The 14,508-nt window shown below is 58.9% G+C and carries 13 protein-coding genes; 9 read left to right on the forward strand and 4 right to left on the reverse strand.

Features of this window, described 5'->3' with window-relative positions; genetic code table 11:
* The first annotated feature begins 93 nt into the window (after nucleotides 1–93).
* From HMPREF2820_RS09185 to HMPREF2820_RS09200, 4 genes are all read left to right on the forward strand, one after another.
* Entirely contained in the window at nucleotides 94–1,608 is a 1,515-nt protein-coding gene (locus HMPREF2820_RS09185; RefSeq protein WP_070429316.1) for an acetyl-CoA hydrolase/transferase family protein, read from the forward strand.
* Between the two features lie 201 nt (nucleotides 1,609–1,809).
* Nucleotides 1,810–2,760 carry a hypothetical protein gene (locus HMPREF2820_RS09190; protein WP_141751998.1) on the forward strand — a complete coding sequence of 317 codons (951 nt, stop codon included), beginning with the start codon at nucleotides 1,810–1,812 and terminating at the stop codon, nucleotides 2,758–2,760.
* A gap of 81 nt (nucleotides 2,761–2,841) precedes the next feature.
* Nucleotides 2,842–3,339, forward strand: a complete 498-nt coding sequence (locus HMPREF2820_RS09195; protein ID WP_210398718.1) for an HNH endonuclease signature motif containing protein — start codon at nucleotides 2,842–2,844, stop codon at nucleotides 3,337–3,339.
* A gap of 68 nt (nucleotides 3,340–3,407) precedes the next feature.
* Nucleotides 3,408–4,424: a 3-isopropylmalate dehydrogenase gene (locus tag HMPREF2820_RS09200; RefSeq protein WP_141752000.1), complete on the forward strand. Its 1,017-nt coding sequence runs from the start codon at nucleotides 3,408–3,410 to the stop codon at nucleotides 4,422–4,424.
* 27 nt (nucleotides 4,425–4,451) lie between these two features.
* On the opposite strand, the gene HMPREF2820_RS09205 is transcribed toward HMPREF2820_RS09200, so the two are convergent.
* The gene (locus HMPREF2820_RS09205; RefSeq protein WP_070595741.1) at nucleotides 4,452–5,105 is read right to left on the reverse strand and encodes a mycothiol transferase; all 654 of its coding nucleotides are present in this window, start codon (nucleotides 5,103–5,105) and stop codon (nucleotides 4,452–4,454) included.
* 61 nt (nucleotides 5,106–5,166) lie between these two features.
* On the opposite strand from HMPREF2820_RS09205, the gene HMPREF2820_RS09210 reads away from it, so the two are divergent.
* From HMPREF2820_RS09210 to HMPREF2820_RS09220, 3 genes are all read left to right on the forward strand, one after another.
* Nucleotides 5,167–7,041, forward strand: a complete 1,875-nt coding sequence (locus HMPREF2820_RS09210; protein ID WP_070603769.1) for a DUF294 nucleotidyltransferase-like domain-containing protein — start codon at nucleotides 5,167–5,169, stop codon at nucleotides 7,039–7,041.
* A 40-nt stretch (nucleotides 7,042–7,081) separates the two neighbouring features.
* Nucleotides 7,082–7,636 (forward strand): 3'-5' exonuclease, encoded by a 555-nt coding sequence (locus HMPREF2820_RS09215; RefSeq protein ID WP_246821108.1) that lies wholly within the window; start codon nucleotides 7,082–7,084, stop codon nucleotides 7,634–7,636.
* 65 nt (nucleotides 7,637–7,701) lie between these two features.
* A complete protein-coding gene (locus HMPREF2820_RS09220) occupies nucleotides 7,702–8,490 on the forward strand; it encodes a fumarylacetoacetate hydrolase family protein (protein WP_049172137.1) in 789 nt (262 codons plus the stop codon).
* A gap of 40 nt (nucleotides 8,491–8,530) precedes the next feature.
* On the opposite strand, the gene HMPREF2820_RS09225 is transcribed toward HMPREF2820_RS09220, so the two are convergent.
* Nucleotides 8,531–9,763 carry an isochorismate synthase gene (locus HMPREF2820_RS09225; RefSeq protein WP_016422507.1) on the reverse strand — a complete coding sequence of 411 codons (1,233 nt, stop codon included), beginning with the start codon at nucleotides 9,761–9,763 and terminating at the stop codon, nucleotides 8,531–8,533.
* A gap of 56 nt (nucleotides 9,764–9,819) precedes the next feature.
* Nucleotides 9,820–10,542 (reverse strand): SDR family oxidoreductase, encoded by a 723-nt coding sequence (locus tag HMPREF2820_RS09230; RefSeq protein WP_070603771.1) that lies wholly within the window; start codon nucleotides 10,540–10,542, stop codon nucleotides 9,820–9,822.
* On the opposite strand from HMPREF2820_RS09230, the gene HMPREF2820_RS09235 reads away from it, so the two are divergent.
* Together HMPREF2820_RS09235 and gltX are read left to right on the forward strand one after the other, a co-directional pair.
* Nucleotides 10,541–11,254, forward strand: coding sequence for a TIM barrel protein (locus HMPREF2820_RS09235; RefSeq protein ID WP_246822255.1), 714 nt, complete (start codon nucleotides 10,541–10,543; stop codon nucleotides 11,252–11,254). The two genes, HMPREF2820_RS09230 and HMPREF2820_RS09235, sit on opposite strands and share 2 nt — an antisense overlap.
* Nucleotides 11,255–11,310: 56 nt before the next feature.
* Nucleotides 11,311–12,798 (forward strand): glutamate--tRNA ligase, encoded by a 1,488-nt coding sequence (gene gltX, locus HMPREF2820_RS09240; RefSeq protein WP_069358802.1) that lies wholly within the window; start codon nucleotides 11,311–11,313, stop codon nucleotides 12,796–12,798.
* Here the strand turns inward: gltX and HMPREF2820_RS09245 are convergent.
* Complete coding sequence (locus HMPREF2820_RS09245; protein ID WP_246822256.1) at nucleotides 12,792–14,192, reverse strand: hypothetical protein; 1,401 nt, start codon at nucleotides 14,190–14,192, stop codon at nucleotides 12,792–12,794. The genes gltX and HMPREF2820_RS09245 overlap by 7 nt on opposite strands.
* Nucleotides 14,193–14,508 lie beyond the last annotated feature (316 nt).

Below are 14,508 nucleotides of genomic sequence, written 5' to 3' on the forward strand. Positions count from 1 at the left end.
GCTAACCGCTTCGTTGATAGGGTTGGGGGTGTGCTTTGGTGTTCGAAGTGCTACCCCCGATAGTCGCGTTGGGGGATATAGAAAGGTGAATTCATGTCAGATCGTATTGCCCATGCTGGTCTCAAATCCAAGGTGATGACCGCGCAGGAGGCGGCGCAGTTCATCAACCACGGAGACATGGTGGGCTTTGCCGGATTTACCGGTGCTGGCTACCCGAAGGTTGTCCCGCCGGCTCTCGCTGAGCGCATGGAGGCCGCTCACGAGCGTGGCGACGAGTTCAAGATTAAGGTCTTGACCGGCGCGTCTACCGCTCCGGAACTTGATGGTGCGCTGGCGAAGGCCAATGGTGTTGAGTGGCGTATGCCGTACCAGTCCGACCCGGGAATGCGTAACCGTATCAATGCAGGCGATGCCTTCTATAGTGATATTCACCTGTCGCACTCTGGCCCGATGACTGAGCAGGGCTTCTTTGGTCCGGTCAATGTTGCCGTGGTCGAAGCTGTTCGCATTAAGGCCGATGGCTCCCTGATTCTTTCCTCTTCGGTTGGTAACAGCATTTCTTACCTCAATGCTGCAGAGAAGATCATTATTGAGGTCAACTCCTGGCAGTCCGAGGACCTCGAGGGTATGCACGACATCTACAGTGTCGGCCTGCCTCCGAACCGTAAGGAGATTCCGATTGTGAACCCGGGGGACCGCATCGGCACTCCGGATGTTCAGATCGATGTCGATAAGGTTGTCGCTGTCGTCGAGACGAACGCCGAGGACCGTAACTCGCCGTTCAAGCCGCTGGACGATGACTCCAAGGCTATTGCTGGCTACCTGCTCGACTTCCTCGATGGCGAGGTCAAGGCCGGTCGTCTGCCGGAGAACCTGCTGCCGATGCAGTCGGGTGTCGGTAACATTCCGAACGCCGTTCTCGCAGGTCTGCTCGACTCCAAGTATGAGAACCTGACCTCCTTCACTGAGGTTATCCAGGACGGCATGGTCGACCTGATGGATGCTGGCAAGCTGACCGTGGCTTCCGGTACTGCATTCTCGCTGTCTCCTGAATATGCAGCTCGTATGAACGAGAATGCTGCTGACTACCGCGAGAAGATCGTTCTGCGGCCGCAGGACATCTCCAATAACCCGGGTCTGGTCCGCCGCATGGGGCTGATTACCACCAACGGCATGATTGAGGCTGACATCTACGGCAACGTCAACTCCACTCACGTGGCTGGCTCCCGCATGATGAACGGCATTGGCGGTTCCGGTGACTTCACCCGAAACGCCTACATCTCTACGTTCGTGTCCCCGTCGCTGGCTAAGAATGGCGACATTTCCGCAATCGTGCCGATGGTCTCTCACGTTGACCACACTGAGCATGACGTGATGGTCATCATCACTGAGCAGGGTCTGGCTGACCTCCGTGGGCTGGCGCCGCGTCAGCGTTCCCGTGTTGTCATTGAGAAGTGTGCGCACCCGATGTACAAGGAGGCGCTGCTCGAATACGTTGAGCGTGCTGAGAGGGCCACCCCGTACCTGCATACTCCGCATGACCTGGGTACTTCTTATGACTTCCACCGTCGTTTCCTCGAAAACGGTTCCATGAAGCCGGTCGACTAGGTTTCTAGTGCGGTTCCCGCTTTACGACGAAGTTTGCGTCGTAGGGCGGGATTGTCTTTCGGCTTTAGTTCGAAATAGTGTTCGAATAATGTGGAGATTTTTGGGGTGCGCAGCGGTTTGAATCCGGGGTGGGGGATATGGTGTGGGCGAATTGATAAAGAACTGTTCGTTAGGGGACCTCGTTAGGGAGGGGACAGTGCAATGTCAGAGTTGGAATCGTGTGGGGAATTTCGGTTCAGCCATGAGGTGAGGGCTCATTCGCTCGCTGAAGTGATGCGCGAGATTAATCGTCTGCAGATGGTTATCGCTCAGCGGGTCGCACCACCAGATGATGGCGATGTCGAAGCTCATTTGGCTTATTGGTCGGTGGTGCTTGGAATCTCACGCGCCGAAGTGAACAAATATATGGAAATTGGCTACATGCTTGGACGTATGCCGCAACTAGCGGAAATGTGTCAGGAGCGCGGGCATTTGTCGATGAGGCATTTAGCAATGCTTGGTAAACATACCCGACCTGTAGCCGATGACAAGGTTGACGCAGTGGAGTCGGGTCTCGTGGACGTCGTTAAGCCTAGGCGCGACGGGGAGGCACTCCGTGGCGTGCGTGCGATGGCAACGCGGGTGCAGCGAGTGATTGGTGAGTGTGCTCCGGAAGTGCGGCCACGTGATGTGGATGTCGCTGGGTTGCAGGCTGATAGGGTCCTGGCCCGGAATGTGGAGGCGACCGTAGATGCTGCAATTGATGCGGCGGCATACCAGGTCGAGGCGGATGGAGAGTCGGCGGATAATCCCGTGGAGTCGGAGGAGGTACGGGAGGTTCAAGCTGCGGCTCTCGACTACTTCGGCGATCGTATGACGGCTAAGGAGTTTATCGCAGTTGATGAACATGGTGACGCTGGAGTTACGACACTGACTACTGTCCTCGAGCGGCATCATGCAGTGGAAGCCCTTGCAATTATCGACGCAGTGGCTAAGAAGATGAAAGTGAGTCGCGCGGCAGCTTTCATGCATGCGTTACGCGGTACTTGTGAGGTGGAGGTGAATCTGGAACTCTTCCGAGTGCTCTCTCCCGGGGAGGATGGCGAACCGGAAAACACTCCAGTGTGGCTCGCTGGCGCAGGTTGGCTTTCTTCGCTGGTGGCCGAGTCTTGACTGAAGCGGGTATCGACATTGCGGGTGCTGGGGGATAGTGCGGTTGAGGGGTATCGGCCCTCCGAGTCTCAGCGTGCATTCGTGCGTGCCCGTGACGGTGTGTGTAGTTTTCCTGGATGCGATGTCCCCGCGGAAAAGTGCGATATCGACCATATTGTGGAATTTGATCACAGCCTTTCCGGTGGTGAGCGGCAAAAGGAAGGGGTCACGCACACAGATAATCTCCATTGTCTCTGTCGAAGGCACCACAACCTCAAAACTGCCGGTATGTGGCGAGTTGTTCGAGGTGATGATGGGATCGAAGCTTGGACGTTCCTCTCTTGTGATGAAGGGCCGTTTGCGCAGTCGGAAAAAGAGCACACTGGGCATGGTCGTTACACCTTTGCCTCGCAGACTGAAAAGAAGACCGCTGCGCTGGCTGAGCACAATGAGAAACGTCGCAAATTGCATGACAATCTCCGCGGCCTAGTGGATAAGGTGCGGCGGGATATGGAAAAGGAGAGAGCAGTAGGCGGGGTGGATTGTGAAAACGATGGAGATGGTAAAAATCGCGCAGACAGTGACGGGGGTGAGCGCTAGGTTCTGCTACACTCATTTGTGTCCATATAGTGAGAAGGGTATCTCAAAAAATGACTGAGGCAGGAAAGCTGAAGATCGCCGTCATCCCGGGTGATGGCATCGGCACGGAAGTTACGGCAGAGGCACTGAAGGTGCTCAAGGCTGCTATCGGCGAGTTCGACACCACCGAGTACGACCTCGGCTCGCGTCGCTACTTGCGCAATGGCGAACTGCTTACCGACGCCGATCTCGACTCCCTGCGTGAGCACGACGCTATTCTGCTCGGTGCTATCGGTGACCCGGCGAACGTTCCTCCGGGTGTTCTCGAGCGCGGCCTGTTGCTGAAGATGCGCTTCGCGCTGGATCACCACGTCAACCTGCGTCCTTCCAAGCTCTTCCCGGGTGTCGAGTCACCGCTGAAGAACCCGGGCGAAATTGATTTCGTGGTCGTCCGCGAGGGAACCGAAGGTGCTTACACCGGTAACGGCGGTGCGATTCGCGTCGGCACGCCACACGAGGTTGCCAACGAGACCTCCGTCAATACCCGCTTCGGTGCTGAGCGCGTTGTTCGCTACGCCTTCGAGCTGGCTATGACCCGTCGTAAGAAGCTGACCCTTGTCCACAAGACCAATGTGTTGGTGCACGGTGGCGGTATGTGGCAGCGCACGGTCGATGAGGTCGCTAAGGAATACCCAGAGGTAGATGTCGATTACTCGCACATCGACGCTGCGACGATCTACCTCGTCACTAATCCTTCGCGTTTCGACGTCATCGTCACCGACAACCTCTTCGGCGACATCATTACTGATGAGGCTGGTGCAGTGTCGGGCGGTATCGGCCTGGCGGCATCCGGCAACATTGACGCCTCCAATACCAACCCGTCCATGTTCGAGCCCGTTCACGGCTCCGCGCCAGACATTGCTGGCAAGGGGATCGCGGACCCGACGGCAGCCATTCTGTCGGGTGCCATGATGCTGCGCCACCTGGGTCGTGAGGAAGACGCCCAGCGCATCGAGGCTGCTGTGGAAGCTGATATGGCCAACCGCGGTAATGGCCCAATTAAGACCACTGAGGTCGGCGACCGCATTGCTGCTGCTTTGAAGTAGCGCAGTAAAAAATAGGGAGGGAGAGGGCTAAGCAATCACAGTTTTGCCATCGACGGTAGTGATGTGAGTCTTACCGTCGGCGGTGTGCTCGATGAAGTCCGACGCATGTCCGACCTGGCGAAGTACATCGATGATGGTGTCAAGGGGGTATGGGGATGAGCTTCCTGCGCCGTTATCGGAATCATCCCCTCCCAGTCCTGCCACTAGCGCATCCCTCGTAATCTCCGCATGTCCCAGGTGCTGAGCCGCCTCGTGGAAGACATGCACAATCACGCCTTCGATGCTGCCGCACCACCAACGGTCCTTATCGGTAGGAATAACAGCAGGAGCACCAGCGCGGTCCACGCCTTGCAACTCCACCAGCGCGGATTCAATGGCCGCGCGGTCACGGTGGTAAATCTCCAGCCCTTCCGAAACACTGCAATGAGCAGAAAACTCCCCATCGCGATCACGGACATAATCACGCCCAAGGCAGACGCGCTCGAGCCAGAACCTCGCGGATCCGGTCACATGTCGTAACAGCACGGCCAGGGAGTTAATGGCTGGGATGGGAAGGGTTGCGTTGAAGGTGTCGTCGTCAAGCGTCGCGACGAGTGCCGCGAGCTTGTCCATCCTGCCGAGGATGTGGGCGTCGAGCGGCCATTCGGGATTTATTGAAGCGCTGTGTGTGGAATTGGTCATAAGGTCGAGTATTCCCGCAAATCAGTCCTATTGGGAGCAAAAATAGGGGATAATTGACCCCATGACCGTCGAGCTTGCGGAAATCGCAGACTTCCTCAGCCATACTCGCCCCTTTTCGGACCTCAACGATGAAGAGCGCGCGACTATCCCACCGCTTTTGACCATGCGCTATGCCCGTCGTGGAACGGAGATTATCCGGGCGGGTGCGGATAACAACAGCTGTTTCATTATTCGCTCCGGCATGGTGGATCTCTTTGACCCAGCTGGCACGCTGTTGGACAGGCGAGATGTGGGAGATCATTTCGGCTATTCGACGCTGCTGAGCAGTGACCCCTCGCTGTACACGATGACGGCAGTGGAGGACTGCGTATTCCTGGTGATCTCCAAGGAGGTCTTTGACCAGCTCAATGACCAGTTCGTAGAGGTCCGGCGCTATTACGGCGGTGAAAACGCGCGCATTCGCGCAGTGGCATCGAAGCTGCGGAGTACTGCGGCATCGGAGTCGTTGCGCACACGGGTTGCGGACCTGATGGAAACATCGCTGGTGACCTGCAGTGCTGATGCGACAGTACAAGAGGCGGCGCAGATTATGACGGAGCGGAATGTCTCCAGTCTGCTCGTGATGGAGTCTGCAGGCGCCAACCAGAGCCCACTCGTCGGCATCATCACTGACCGTGACCTCCGTCGTCGAGTGCTGGCAGAAGCCAAGCCGGTGGAGAGTCTCGTAAGCGAAGTGATGACCGGGAACCCGGAAACTATCAGTCCCGACCTGCTGGTCTTCGAGGCCATGCTGCTGATGGCCGAGCGCGGTTACCATCATCTGCCGGTGCACGATGGGACGCGGGTGGTCGGCATGATTGTCATTGGCGACCTCCTGCGCAGTCTGCACACCGATCCCGTGTACGCGACGGCGACGCTGGCGCGAAAGAGCGATATCTCGGAGATTGCGGAGATTGCTCAGAACGCACGGCGGATTGTGGGCCGGTTTATTGACCGAGGTGATTCGGGGGAGGAGGTCGCCAAGCTGCTGACCGCCGTGGCCGATGCTGTCACCCGACGCCTGGTGGCGCTTGCGGAGGAAAAGCTTGGGCCGTCACCGGTTAGCTATGCCTTTGCAGTACTGGGCTCGCATGGGCGCGGAGAGATGGGGCTCGCGTCCGATCAGGACAATGCGCTGGTCCTCGCCGACGATTACGACGCCGACGCTCATGCTGACTATTTCGCCGCGCTTAGCGACGAGATTTGCACCAACCTCGACCGAGTCGGTTATCCGCTCTGTCCAGGGGACATGATGGCCAGCAATCCTGCGTGGAGGATGACCAAGTCGCAGTGGCTGCGCACGTTCCACGGGTGGATTACCGCACCGGAGGCGGAGGCCCTGTTACATGCACAGACCTTCTTCGACATGCGAGCGGTAGCGGGCGATGTGCAACTGGTAGAGAGCCTTCGTGCGGCCTACCTGCCACTGGCCCAGGGGTCGCAGCGCCTGCACGCGCACTTGGCCAAGCTCTCGGCCTGGCGGGAGCCGCCGCTCGGCTTCTTCCGTGGCCTGGTGCTGGAGAAGGGCGGCGAGCACGCAGAGACCCTGGACATCAAGAAGGGGGGAACTGCTGCTGTGGTGCAGATGGCGCGCCTATTTACTGTGGCGGCCGGGCTGCCGCAGCTGTCCACGCGTGAACGCTTGGCGGCGAGTGCGGGTGCCGGAAGTGTGAGCCGCCAGGGTGCGCAGGATCTGGCGGATGCGTTCGAGTTCCTGTGCACGGTGCAGCTTCATCACCAGCAGGCCCAGTTCAACGCTGGCGAGCAGCCGAATAACCACATCTACCCGAAGCGTCTCTCCAGCTTGGAACGAGAACACCTGCGTGATGCGTTTGGTGTTATCCGCAAGTTGCAGCAGAGTCTCGGGGCGAAATATCCCATCCGGGCGATGTCGTGAGCGCGCAATGTTGAAGTTTTTCAAACCCCGCAAGAAACTCTTGGACGCACCTATCCGCGACAATGCTTGGCTCGCGGTCGATGTGGAAACCACCGGTCTGGATCCCTCCAAAGATCAGTTGCTTTCCATCGGTTGGGTTGCCGTCGAAGGCCGCGACATCGTACTGGAAGAATCGGGACACCTTCTCATTCGCCCAGAGCGCGAGGAGGTGAGCGTCGGCGAGTCGGCGACGGTGCATGGGCTTACCGACGACATGGTCGCAACCGGGGTAGAGGCAGAGGTGGCCGTCGGCAAGCTGTTAGAAGCTCTACGGGGACGGAAGCTGCTGGCGCACTACGCGCGGATGGAAGTTGGTTTCCTAGATCCGTTGTGCCGGAAGTACTTCGATGCGCGCTTTGATGTGCCGGTGGCGGACACTATGACACGTGAGTACGACGCGATTCTGCGGGCCAACCGTGAGCCGGTCCGTGATGAGCTGCGGTTGTGGTCACTGTGCGACAAGTACGGCATTCCCCGTTTTAAGGCCCATCACGCGTTCAACGATGCGTTGGCCTGTGCGCTGGTGTGGCTTGCGCAGGAATCCCGCGGAGTTTAGAGCGCAGAGTATAGAGAGTGGGGGTCGTTGCATAATTATCGCAATGTGACGTGTACCCTATTTTTATGCGTATTGCTCGAATCGCCCACCCAGAGGGCATGTGCTTCGCGCTCGTTGAGGGCGAAGGCAGTGAAGTTACTTTGCACGAAATCGAAGGGCACCCTTTCGGTCAGCTGAATAAGACTGGCCGTTCCTGGCCGCTTGCCGACGTACGTCTGCTCGCCCCAATGCTGCCGTCGAAGGTCATCGCTATTGGTCGTAACTACGCTGACCACGTCGCCGAGGTGTTCAAGAAGTCGGCAGAATCGCTGCCGCCGACGATGTTCATTAAGCCGCCGACGGCCGTCATTGGCCCGGAAGCGCCGATTCGCATTCCGGATTTCGCCACCAACGTCGAGTTTGAGGGCGAGCTGGCACTGGTTATTGGTAAGCCGTGCAAGAACGTCAAGAAGGAAAACGCTCACGATGTGATCTTCGGATACACCATCGTCAATGATGTTTCTTCCCGTGACCTGCAGTTTGCCGATGGTCAGTGGGCGCGCGCAAAGGGCATCGATACCTTCTGCCCGCTTGGTCCGTGGATCCAGACGGAGCTGGACTACAACGAGCTGCCGATCAAGGCGCACCTGACTCACGAGGGTGTTACCGAGACCAAGCAGGATTCCAACTCCAACCAGATGATTATGTCCATCCCGGAGATTATCGAGTTCATCACTGCCTCGATTACGCTGCTGCCGGGTGATGTCATCTGCACCGGCTCCCCGGCCGGTACCGCTGCGATGTTCCCGGGTGACCGCATCGAGATTGAGATCCCGGGTATCGGCAAGCTGGCCAACCCTGTGGAGCGGGCTTAAGCTGCCAGGGCTTAAGCTGCTAGGGCCTATGCGCCCTGGCTTAAGCGCCCTTAACTCCAAAAGCGCGGAGCACAGTGCCCATCTTGGCGCTGGTCTCCGTGACTTCTTCTTCTGGGTCGGAGTGCGACACAATGCCGCCTCCGGCCCATAGTCGTGCCACGGACCCCTCAGTGTCGATCTCGGCACAGCGAATGGAGACCACGAACTCTCCGTCGCCATTCTCATCGCACCAGCCGACAGCGCCCGAGTAGAAGCCACGGTTGGTCTCTACGGCCTGAATAACGCCGAAGGCGGATTCCGTCGGCGTGCCACAAATGGCTGGTGTCGGGTGCACCACCAGCGCCAAATCCAGCGCGGACAGCGACGGATCCTTCAACCGACCGCGGATATGCGTGGCCAAGTGCCACATCTCGGCGGTGCTCATTAGCTCGGGGCTGTCCGGAACATCCAGCGAACTGCACAGTGGCGCCAAGTTGTCGGCGATGTCGTCGACGACGAAGGCATGCTCGTCTAGGTTCTTGCGCGAGTCCGCTAAACGACGGGCCGACGCCCGGTCCACCTCTTCATTCCGGGACCTCGGCAGCGACCCGGCCAAGGGAAACGCCTCAACGATGTCGCCCGTACGGCGGACCAGCATCTCCGGTGAGGAACCGATGAGCAACTTGCCCTCATAATCGGAACCGGCGGGGGAGAGATCCACGACAAAGCCATCGCGGTTGGGGGATCCGTCGATAAGCCGCGATGCGAGTAGGAGCGGGTCAATCGGGGGATCGATTTCGAGTTCCACAGCGCGCGCGAGCACGACCTTTTCCAGCGCCGAGTACTCGATTGTGCGGATGGCTGCGGCGATGCGCTCAGCGTGCTCGTCGAGCGGGGGATCGTAAGCGACGATGTTGGCGTGGGGCTTCGGTGCGTTCCAACGGTAGTGCGCGGGTGGCTCCAGCGGCTGCGAGGAGCGGATGACTTCCCGGGGAACGGTCAGGGCGGCGGGCTTGTCCAAGTCGAAGGGCAATGCGCCGACCACCATCTTGTGAATGCCCGAGTGCAGTCCCTCGGCCGCGAGCCAGGGGTCGGAAAGCTGCTCTTCAATACCTTGCGTGCGGATGGAGCCGTGTGCCCGGGAGAGCAAAAAGTCCGGAGCGGTGGTCGGGCGGGACGTATCCCAGCGCGTCGAACGCTTCGGAGTCGCTGCAGGGTCGTTCGACGGGTGAGAATTCTCCTGCTTCTCTTCTTCGTTTCCGCCGCCCAGAGAGGGGTGGTTTTCCATGGACATAGCCCTAACCCGCCTCCTCAATCTAAACCCAGTTGTGCTCCAGTTTAAGGGGCAGGCTAACCCCTACCCAAAAAGGGCATACCCGCAGCGGTAATCGTGAGCTGATCGATGACTGCACTTGCCGGCAGATTCGCGGCGTAGAGGAAGGTCTCCGCAGCCTGCTTGGCATCGAACATTGGCTCGCTGCCTGTGAACGTCCCCAATAGGTCAGTCTGCGCATTGCCAATGTCAATGCGCGTTGCCGTAATGCCATACTCGCGTCCGTCCAGGGCAAGCACATGGGTCATTCCGGCAAGCGCGCTTTTCGACGTCGCGTACGCCGCCGTATGGGCTCTCGGCACCTGCGCCGCGATAGAGCAGTTGACCAGGATTCGGCCGCCTGCTTGGTCCGTCTTCCCCTTGCGCCCCGCCTTCATTCGCGCGAACGCCTCGCGTGCGCATAGGTACGAGCCGACCACATTCGTATCGATGACCGCGCGGAAGTCCTCAATGTCGGTCTCTCCGAACTCTGCGGGCGTGCCGGGCAGCCCCGCATTGAGCACCGCAACATCAATGGTTCCCGTAGCTACCTGCGCGTCCTCAAACATCGCACGGACCTGCTCGGGGTCGGTGATGTCACACCTGGAGAAGGTGATGTTGTCCGCTTCGGCGGCAACGGCCTCGAGCGCGTCGATACGCCTGCCGCAGATGTGCACGTGCCAGCCATCGGCGGCAAAAGCCAGAGCAATTTCGCGACCAATGCCCGCGCCGCCACCAGTTACTACTACCGTTTTGGTCATGAGCACTATTATTAACTGTTCTACGGTCTACGCACACATGTCCCCGCACGACGCCGTCAACGCCGCGCGTGACGACGGCTACGCGGCCGTGGAATTCTGGTGGCCATTTGGCCTCGCAGTGCCCGCACCCGATGAGGTTTCCGCTTTTTGTGACCTCTTTGACGACAGCCTTGGTCTTTATGCCATGAATCTGTGGGGAGGGGACATGGCAGCGGGGCAGCGAGGAGTGCTCGATACAGATGGGCTGCCCGCGGGGCACCTGGAGGCAGTGAGCCAGATTGCGCGGGCCACTGGGCTGAAATGCTCGAACGTGTTGCTGGGGCGCTCGGGGGAGCTGACCGATTTGCAGGTGCAAAGACTGACTGAGATTACTGACCAGCTGGAGCTCAGTGGGGTTCGCGCGTTGATTGAGCCACTGTCCGGGATGAGTGATTATCCCATTACAGATCCGTGGCAAGCCGAGGAGTTAGCTCAACAGACTGGTGCTGGTGTGCTCGCGGACTTTTACCATTTTGCAGCTAATGGCGTCGACGTGGATGCTTGGCTCACTGAGGTGGAGACTGGAAGAGTGAGCCTGCCGGCGCACGTCCAGATTGCCGATTTCCCAGGCCGCGGCGCGCCGGGCACCGGTGAGGCACCACTGCGCAGCTGGGTTGAGCGGCTGCGCGCCGCCGGATACGCCGGCGAAGTGGCCGGGGAGTGGGCTCTGTAACCCTATGCAAACCCTATGCATGCCTGCAGGTGGGAGGGCGGGTATCGTGGGAAAGCATGTCAGATGTTCGCGTACGCTTTTGCCCGTCGCCAACCGGTACCCCGCACGTTGGCCTCATCCGCACCGCCCTGTTCAACTGGGCATATGCCCGTCACACTGGTGGCAAGCTGGTCTTCCGCATCGAAGATACCGATGCCGCTCGCGACTCCGAAGAGTCTTATCAGGCAATCATCGAGGCCCTGAATTGGCTCGGTATTGACTGGGACGAGGGCATCGATGTCGGCGGTCCGCACGGCCCGTACCGCCAGTCGCAGCGCAAGGACATCTACGCCGATGTATTGCAGCGCCTCATCGACGCCGGTGAAGCCTACGAGGCCTTTTCCACCGCTGAAGAGGTTGAGGAGCGCCACAAGGCTGCCGGTCGTGACCCGAAGCTGGGCTACGACAACTATGACCGCAACCTCACCGAGGAGCAGAAGGAAGCCTTCCGCGCAGAGGGCCGTAAGCCGGTGATTCGCCTGCGCATGCCGGACGAGGACATTGTCTTCGACGACCTCGTGCGCGGTCGTATCGAGTTCAAGGCCGGCCTGGTTCCGGACTTCGTCATTGCTCGCTCCAACGGTGAACCGCTCTACACCCTGGTTAACCCGGTCGATGACGCCCTGATGGAGATCACTCACGTCCTGCGTGGTGAGGACCTGCTGCCATCGACCCCGCGCCAGATCGCTCTCTACGAGTCGCTAAAGCGCATCGGTGTCGCCAAGTTCACCCCGGAGTTCGGTCACCTGCCGTTCGTTATGGGCGAGGGTAATAAGAAGCTGTCCAAGCGTGACCCGCAGTCCAATCTCTTCATCCACCGCGATAACGGTTTCATCCGCGAGGGTCTGCTGAACTACCTGGCACTGCTGGGGTGGTCTATGGACGGCGACCAGGACATCTTCACGATGGACGAGATGGTCAAGGCCTTCGATATCCACGATGTGCTGTCCAACCCGGCTCGCTTCGATCAGAAGAAGGCCGACGCTATCAACGCGGACCACATCCGCATGCTCGATCCGAAGGACTTCGAGCAGCGTCTGCGCACGTACCTGGAAAGCCACTTTGACTTCCCGGCCGACTACCCGGCGGATAAGTTCGCTTTCCTGGCAACGCTGCTGCAGACCCGTGTGAAGACGCTTTCCGACGCCTGGGACCTCTCGAAGTTCCTGGTTGTGGAAGAGGACGAGTTCACCTTCGATGAGCGCTCGGCACGCCGTAACTTCAAGGAAGACGCCGTCGCTGTCCTGGAGGCCACCATTGCAGCTGTGGAGCCGCTCAGCGAAGAGGACTTCGTCACCGAGAAGCTTGAAGCTGCACTTCAGAAGGCCCTCATCGAGGACCTGGAGCTGAAGCCACGCAAGGCTTTTGGCCCGGTGCGCGTGGCCGTGACTGGCGCTCAGGTATCGCCGCCGCTGTTCGAGTCCATGGAGCTGCTTGGTCGCAGCCGCAGCCTGGGCCGACTGCGCAAGGCGCTCGAGGTCACTCCTTTTACTGCTGCTCAGTAAAGAGCGCGAGCTGGGCTGAGCGAAGCAGGTTTCGTGTAAGAGCCCGCTTCCTTGCCCACCTTCTGCGGGTCGCGGTTCAGCATATTCATGGAGGTTTCGCGGTAGTCCTTGACCAGCGACCCCATGTGGTTGTTGAAGAACTCGTGCCAGTCGGTTCCCCAGTGGACCGTGCCGTCCTCGTTTCGCTTGAGCAGTGCGGCAAAGGCGTACACGAGCGGGTAGATGAACCCGTCTGGAATCGCGTAGCCGATGGGCTGGCGATAGAACTTCGAGTACTTCTGTGGAGTCTTGCCAGTCCGCGGATTCTTCTTATTGGCCTTGTCAACAGCATCAATGCCGCCGAATTTACCGCCGCTCTTGTTGTAGAGATCGGGTAGCTCTGCGTTGATGCGCTCGAAAATATCGATGAAGTCACGCGTGAGGTTCAATGCGCTGCGGACCTTCTCGTTGTAGAGAACGACCTCTTCGGTGCGCTCATTGATGCTTTCAGTGCTGGGCTTAGTGACCTCCGGTGAGCTCATGACATCCTCGAATCGGTCAAGCAGCTTGGCCTTGCCGGAGTATAGGCTGGTGGGGGTCGGTGCTTCAATCTGCTTCCCGTCGGCATCCTTCGGCAGGTCAATACAAGACAGCGGAATCCACGCCATAGCGATGACATCGCCCACCTTTAGTCGACCAGTATCGTTGGTGCGCCACTGCACGTTGTCGCTAATTCCCTGAGGCAGAGCATGCTTCAGATCGTCAAAGTAGCCGGCGCGATTGAGCTTTGCCTCCGCCTTGAGCTCCGCATTGTTGTTGCGGGCGGCACAGATATCGAGCAGTGCATCGGAGAAGTCCTGCACAGTGTCCTCGTCCCGAGCACCTGGCACGAGTACCTCTACCGGAACACGGGCATCGAGCTCGGTGAGGATTTCGTCGGCAAGCAATTCCTCGATTTCTTCCGTACGCTCCGACCAGACCTCCTTCATTTCGGACCACGTTTTGATTTTGCGGCTAGGTGGTGGAGTGAGCTTGCCCAGAACGAACAGTGCGATAACCAGCGAGTTGTGACCGCCGTCGAGGATGCCTTCGATGCGACGGTTGCTGAAGGTGAAGCGGTAGAGATTGTCTTCACTGGTGAACTGAGTGGAGGCCAGGAGCACACCCTTGGACTTGTAGGCGAAGAGCTCCGGCGTGGTGTCGATGGTTTCCATGATGGCATCGGTGATGCGGCCGGTGCGGGACACGCGTGGGTTGGCGTCGAGGTTGAGGGCCGAGATGATTTTCGCGAACTGACGGATAGTGACAGTGCCGATGACGCGACCGATGGTGCCGTTCATTTGCTCCGTGATGTCGGAGAACTCCAGCTCGAGCGTGATGGGGGCGGTTGTTGCCGTCGTTGTTGGGGAAGTCATGGTGCCTGCCTTTCAGGTCTGGTTTTTTGGTGTGTGTCGGCTGTTTGCCAGCCGCTTCACCACGAAGTGTCTCCTGAAGGGCGGATCAGCTTTGAGCTGCGATCGAATGGGCTTTCGATCTGGGACTGCGTTAGTTATATGCACTGCATTAGTTATGTATTAGTTATGCGCACTGCTGAGGTGGCTTTGTTGGGGGCGTGAATTTAAACGAGCCTTTGACCAGGTGATTTGCTCTTGTTAGCGCGAATTGGCTATATTATTCCTCGTTGCGTTCAGCAGCGATGGCCTATGGTGTAATTGGCAACACTACGGTTTC

The organism is Corynebacterium sp. HMSC064E08, from assembly GCF_001811805.1.
Taxonomy (GTDB): domain Bacteria; phylum Actinomycetota; class Actinomycetes; order Mycobacteriales; family Mycobacteriaceae; genus Corynebacterium; species Corynebacterium jeikeium_D.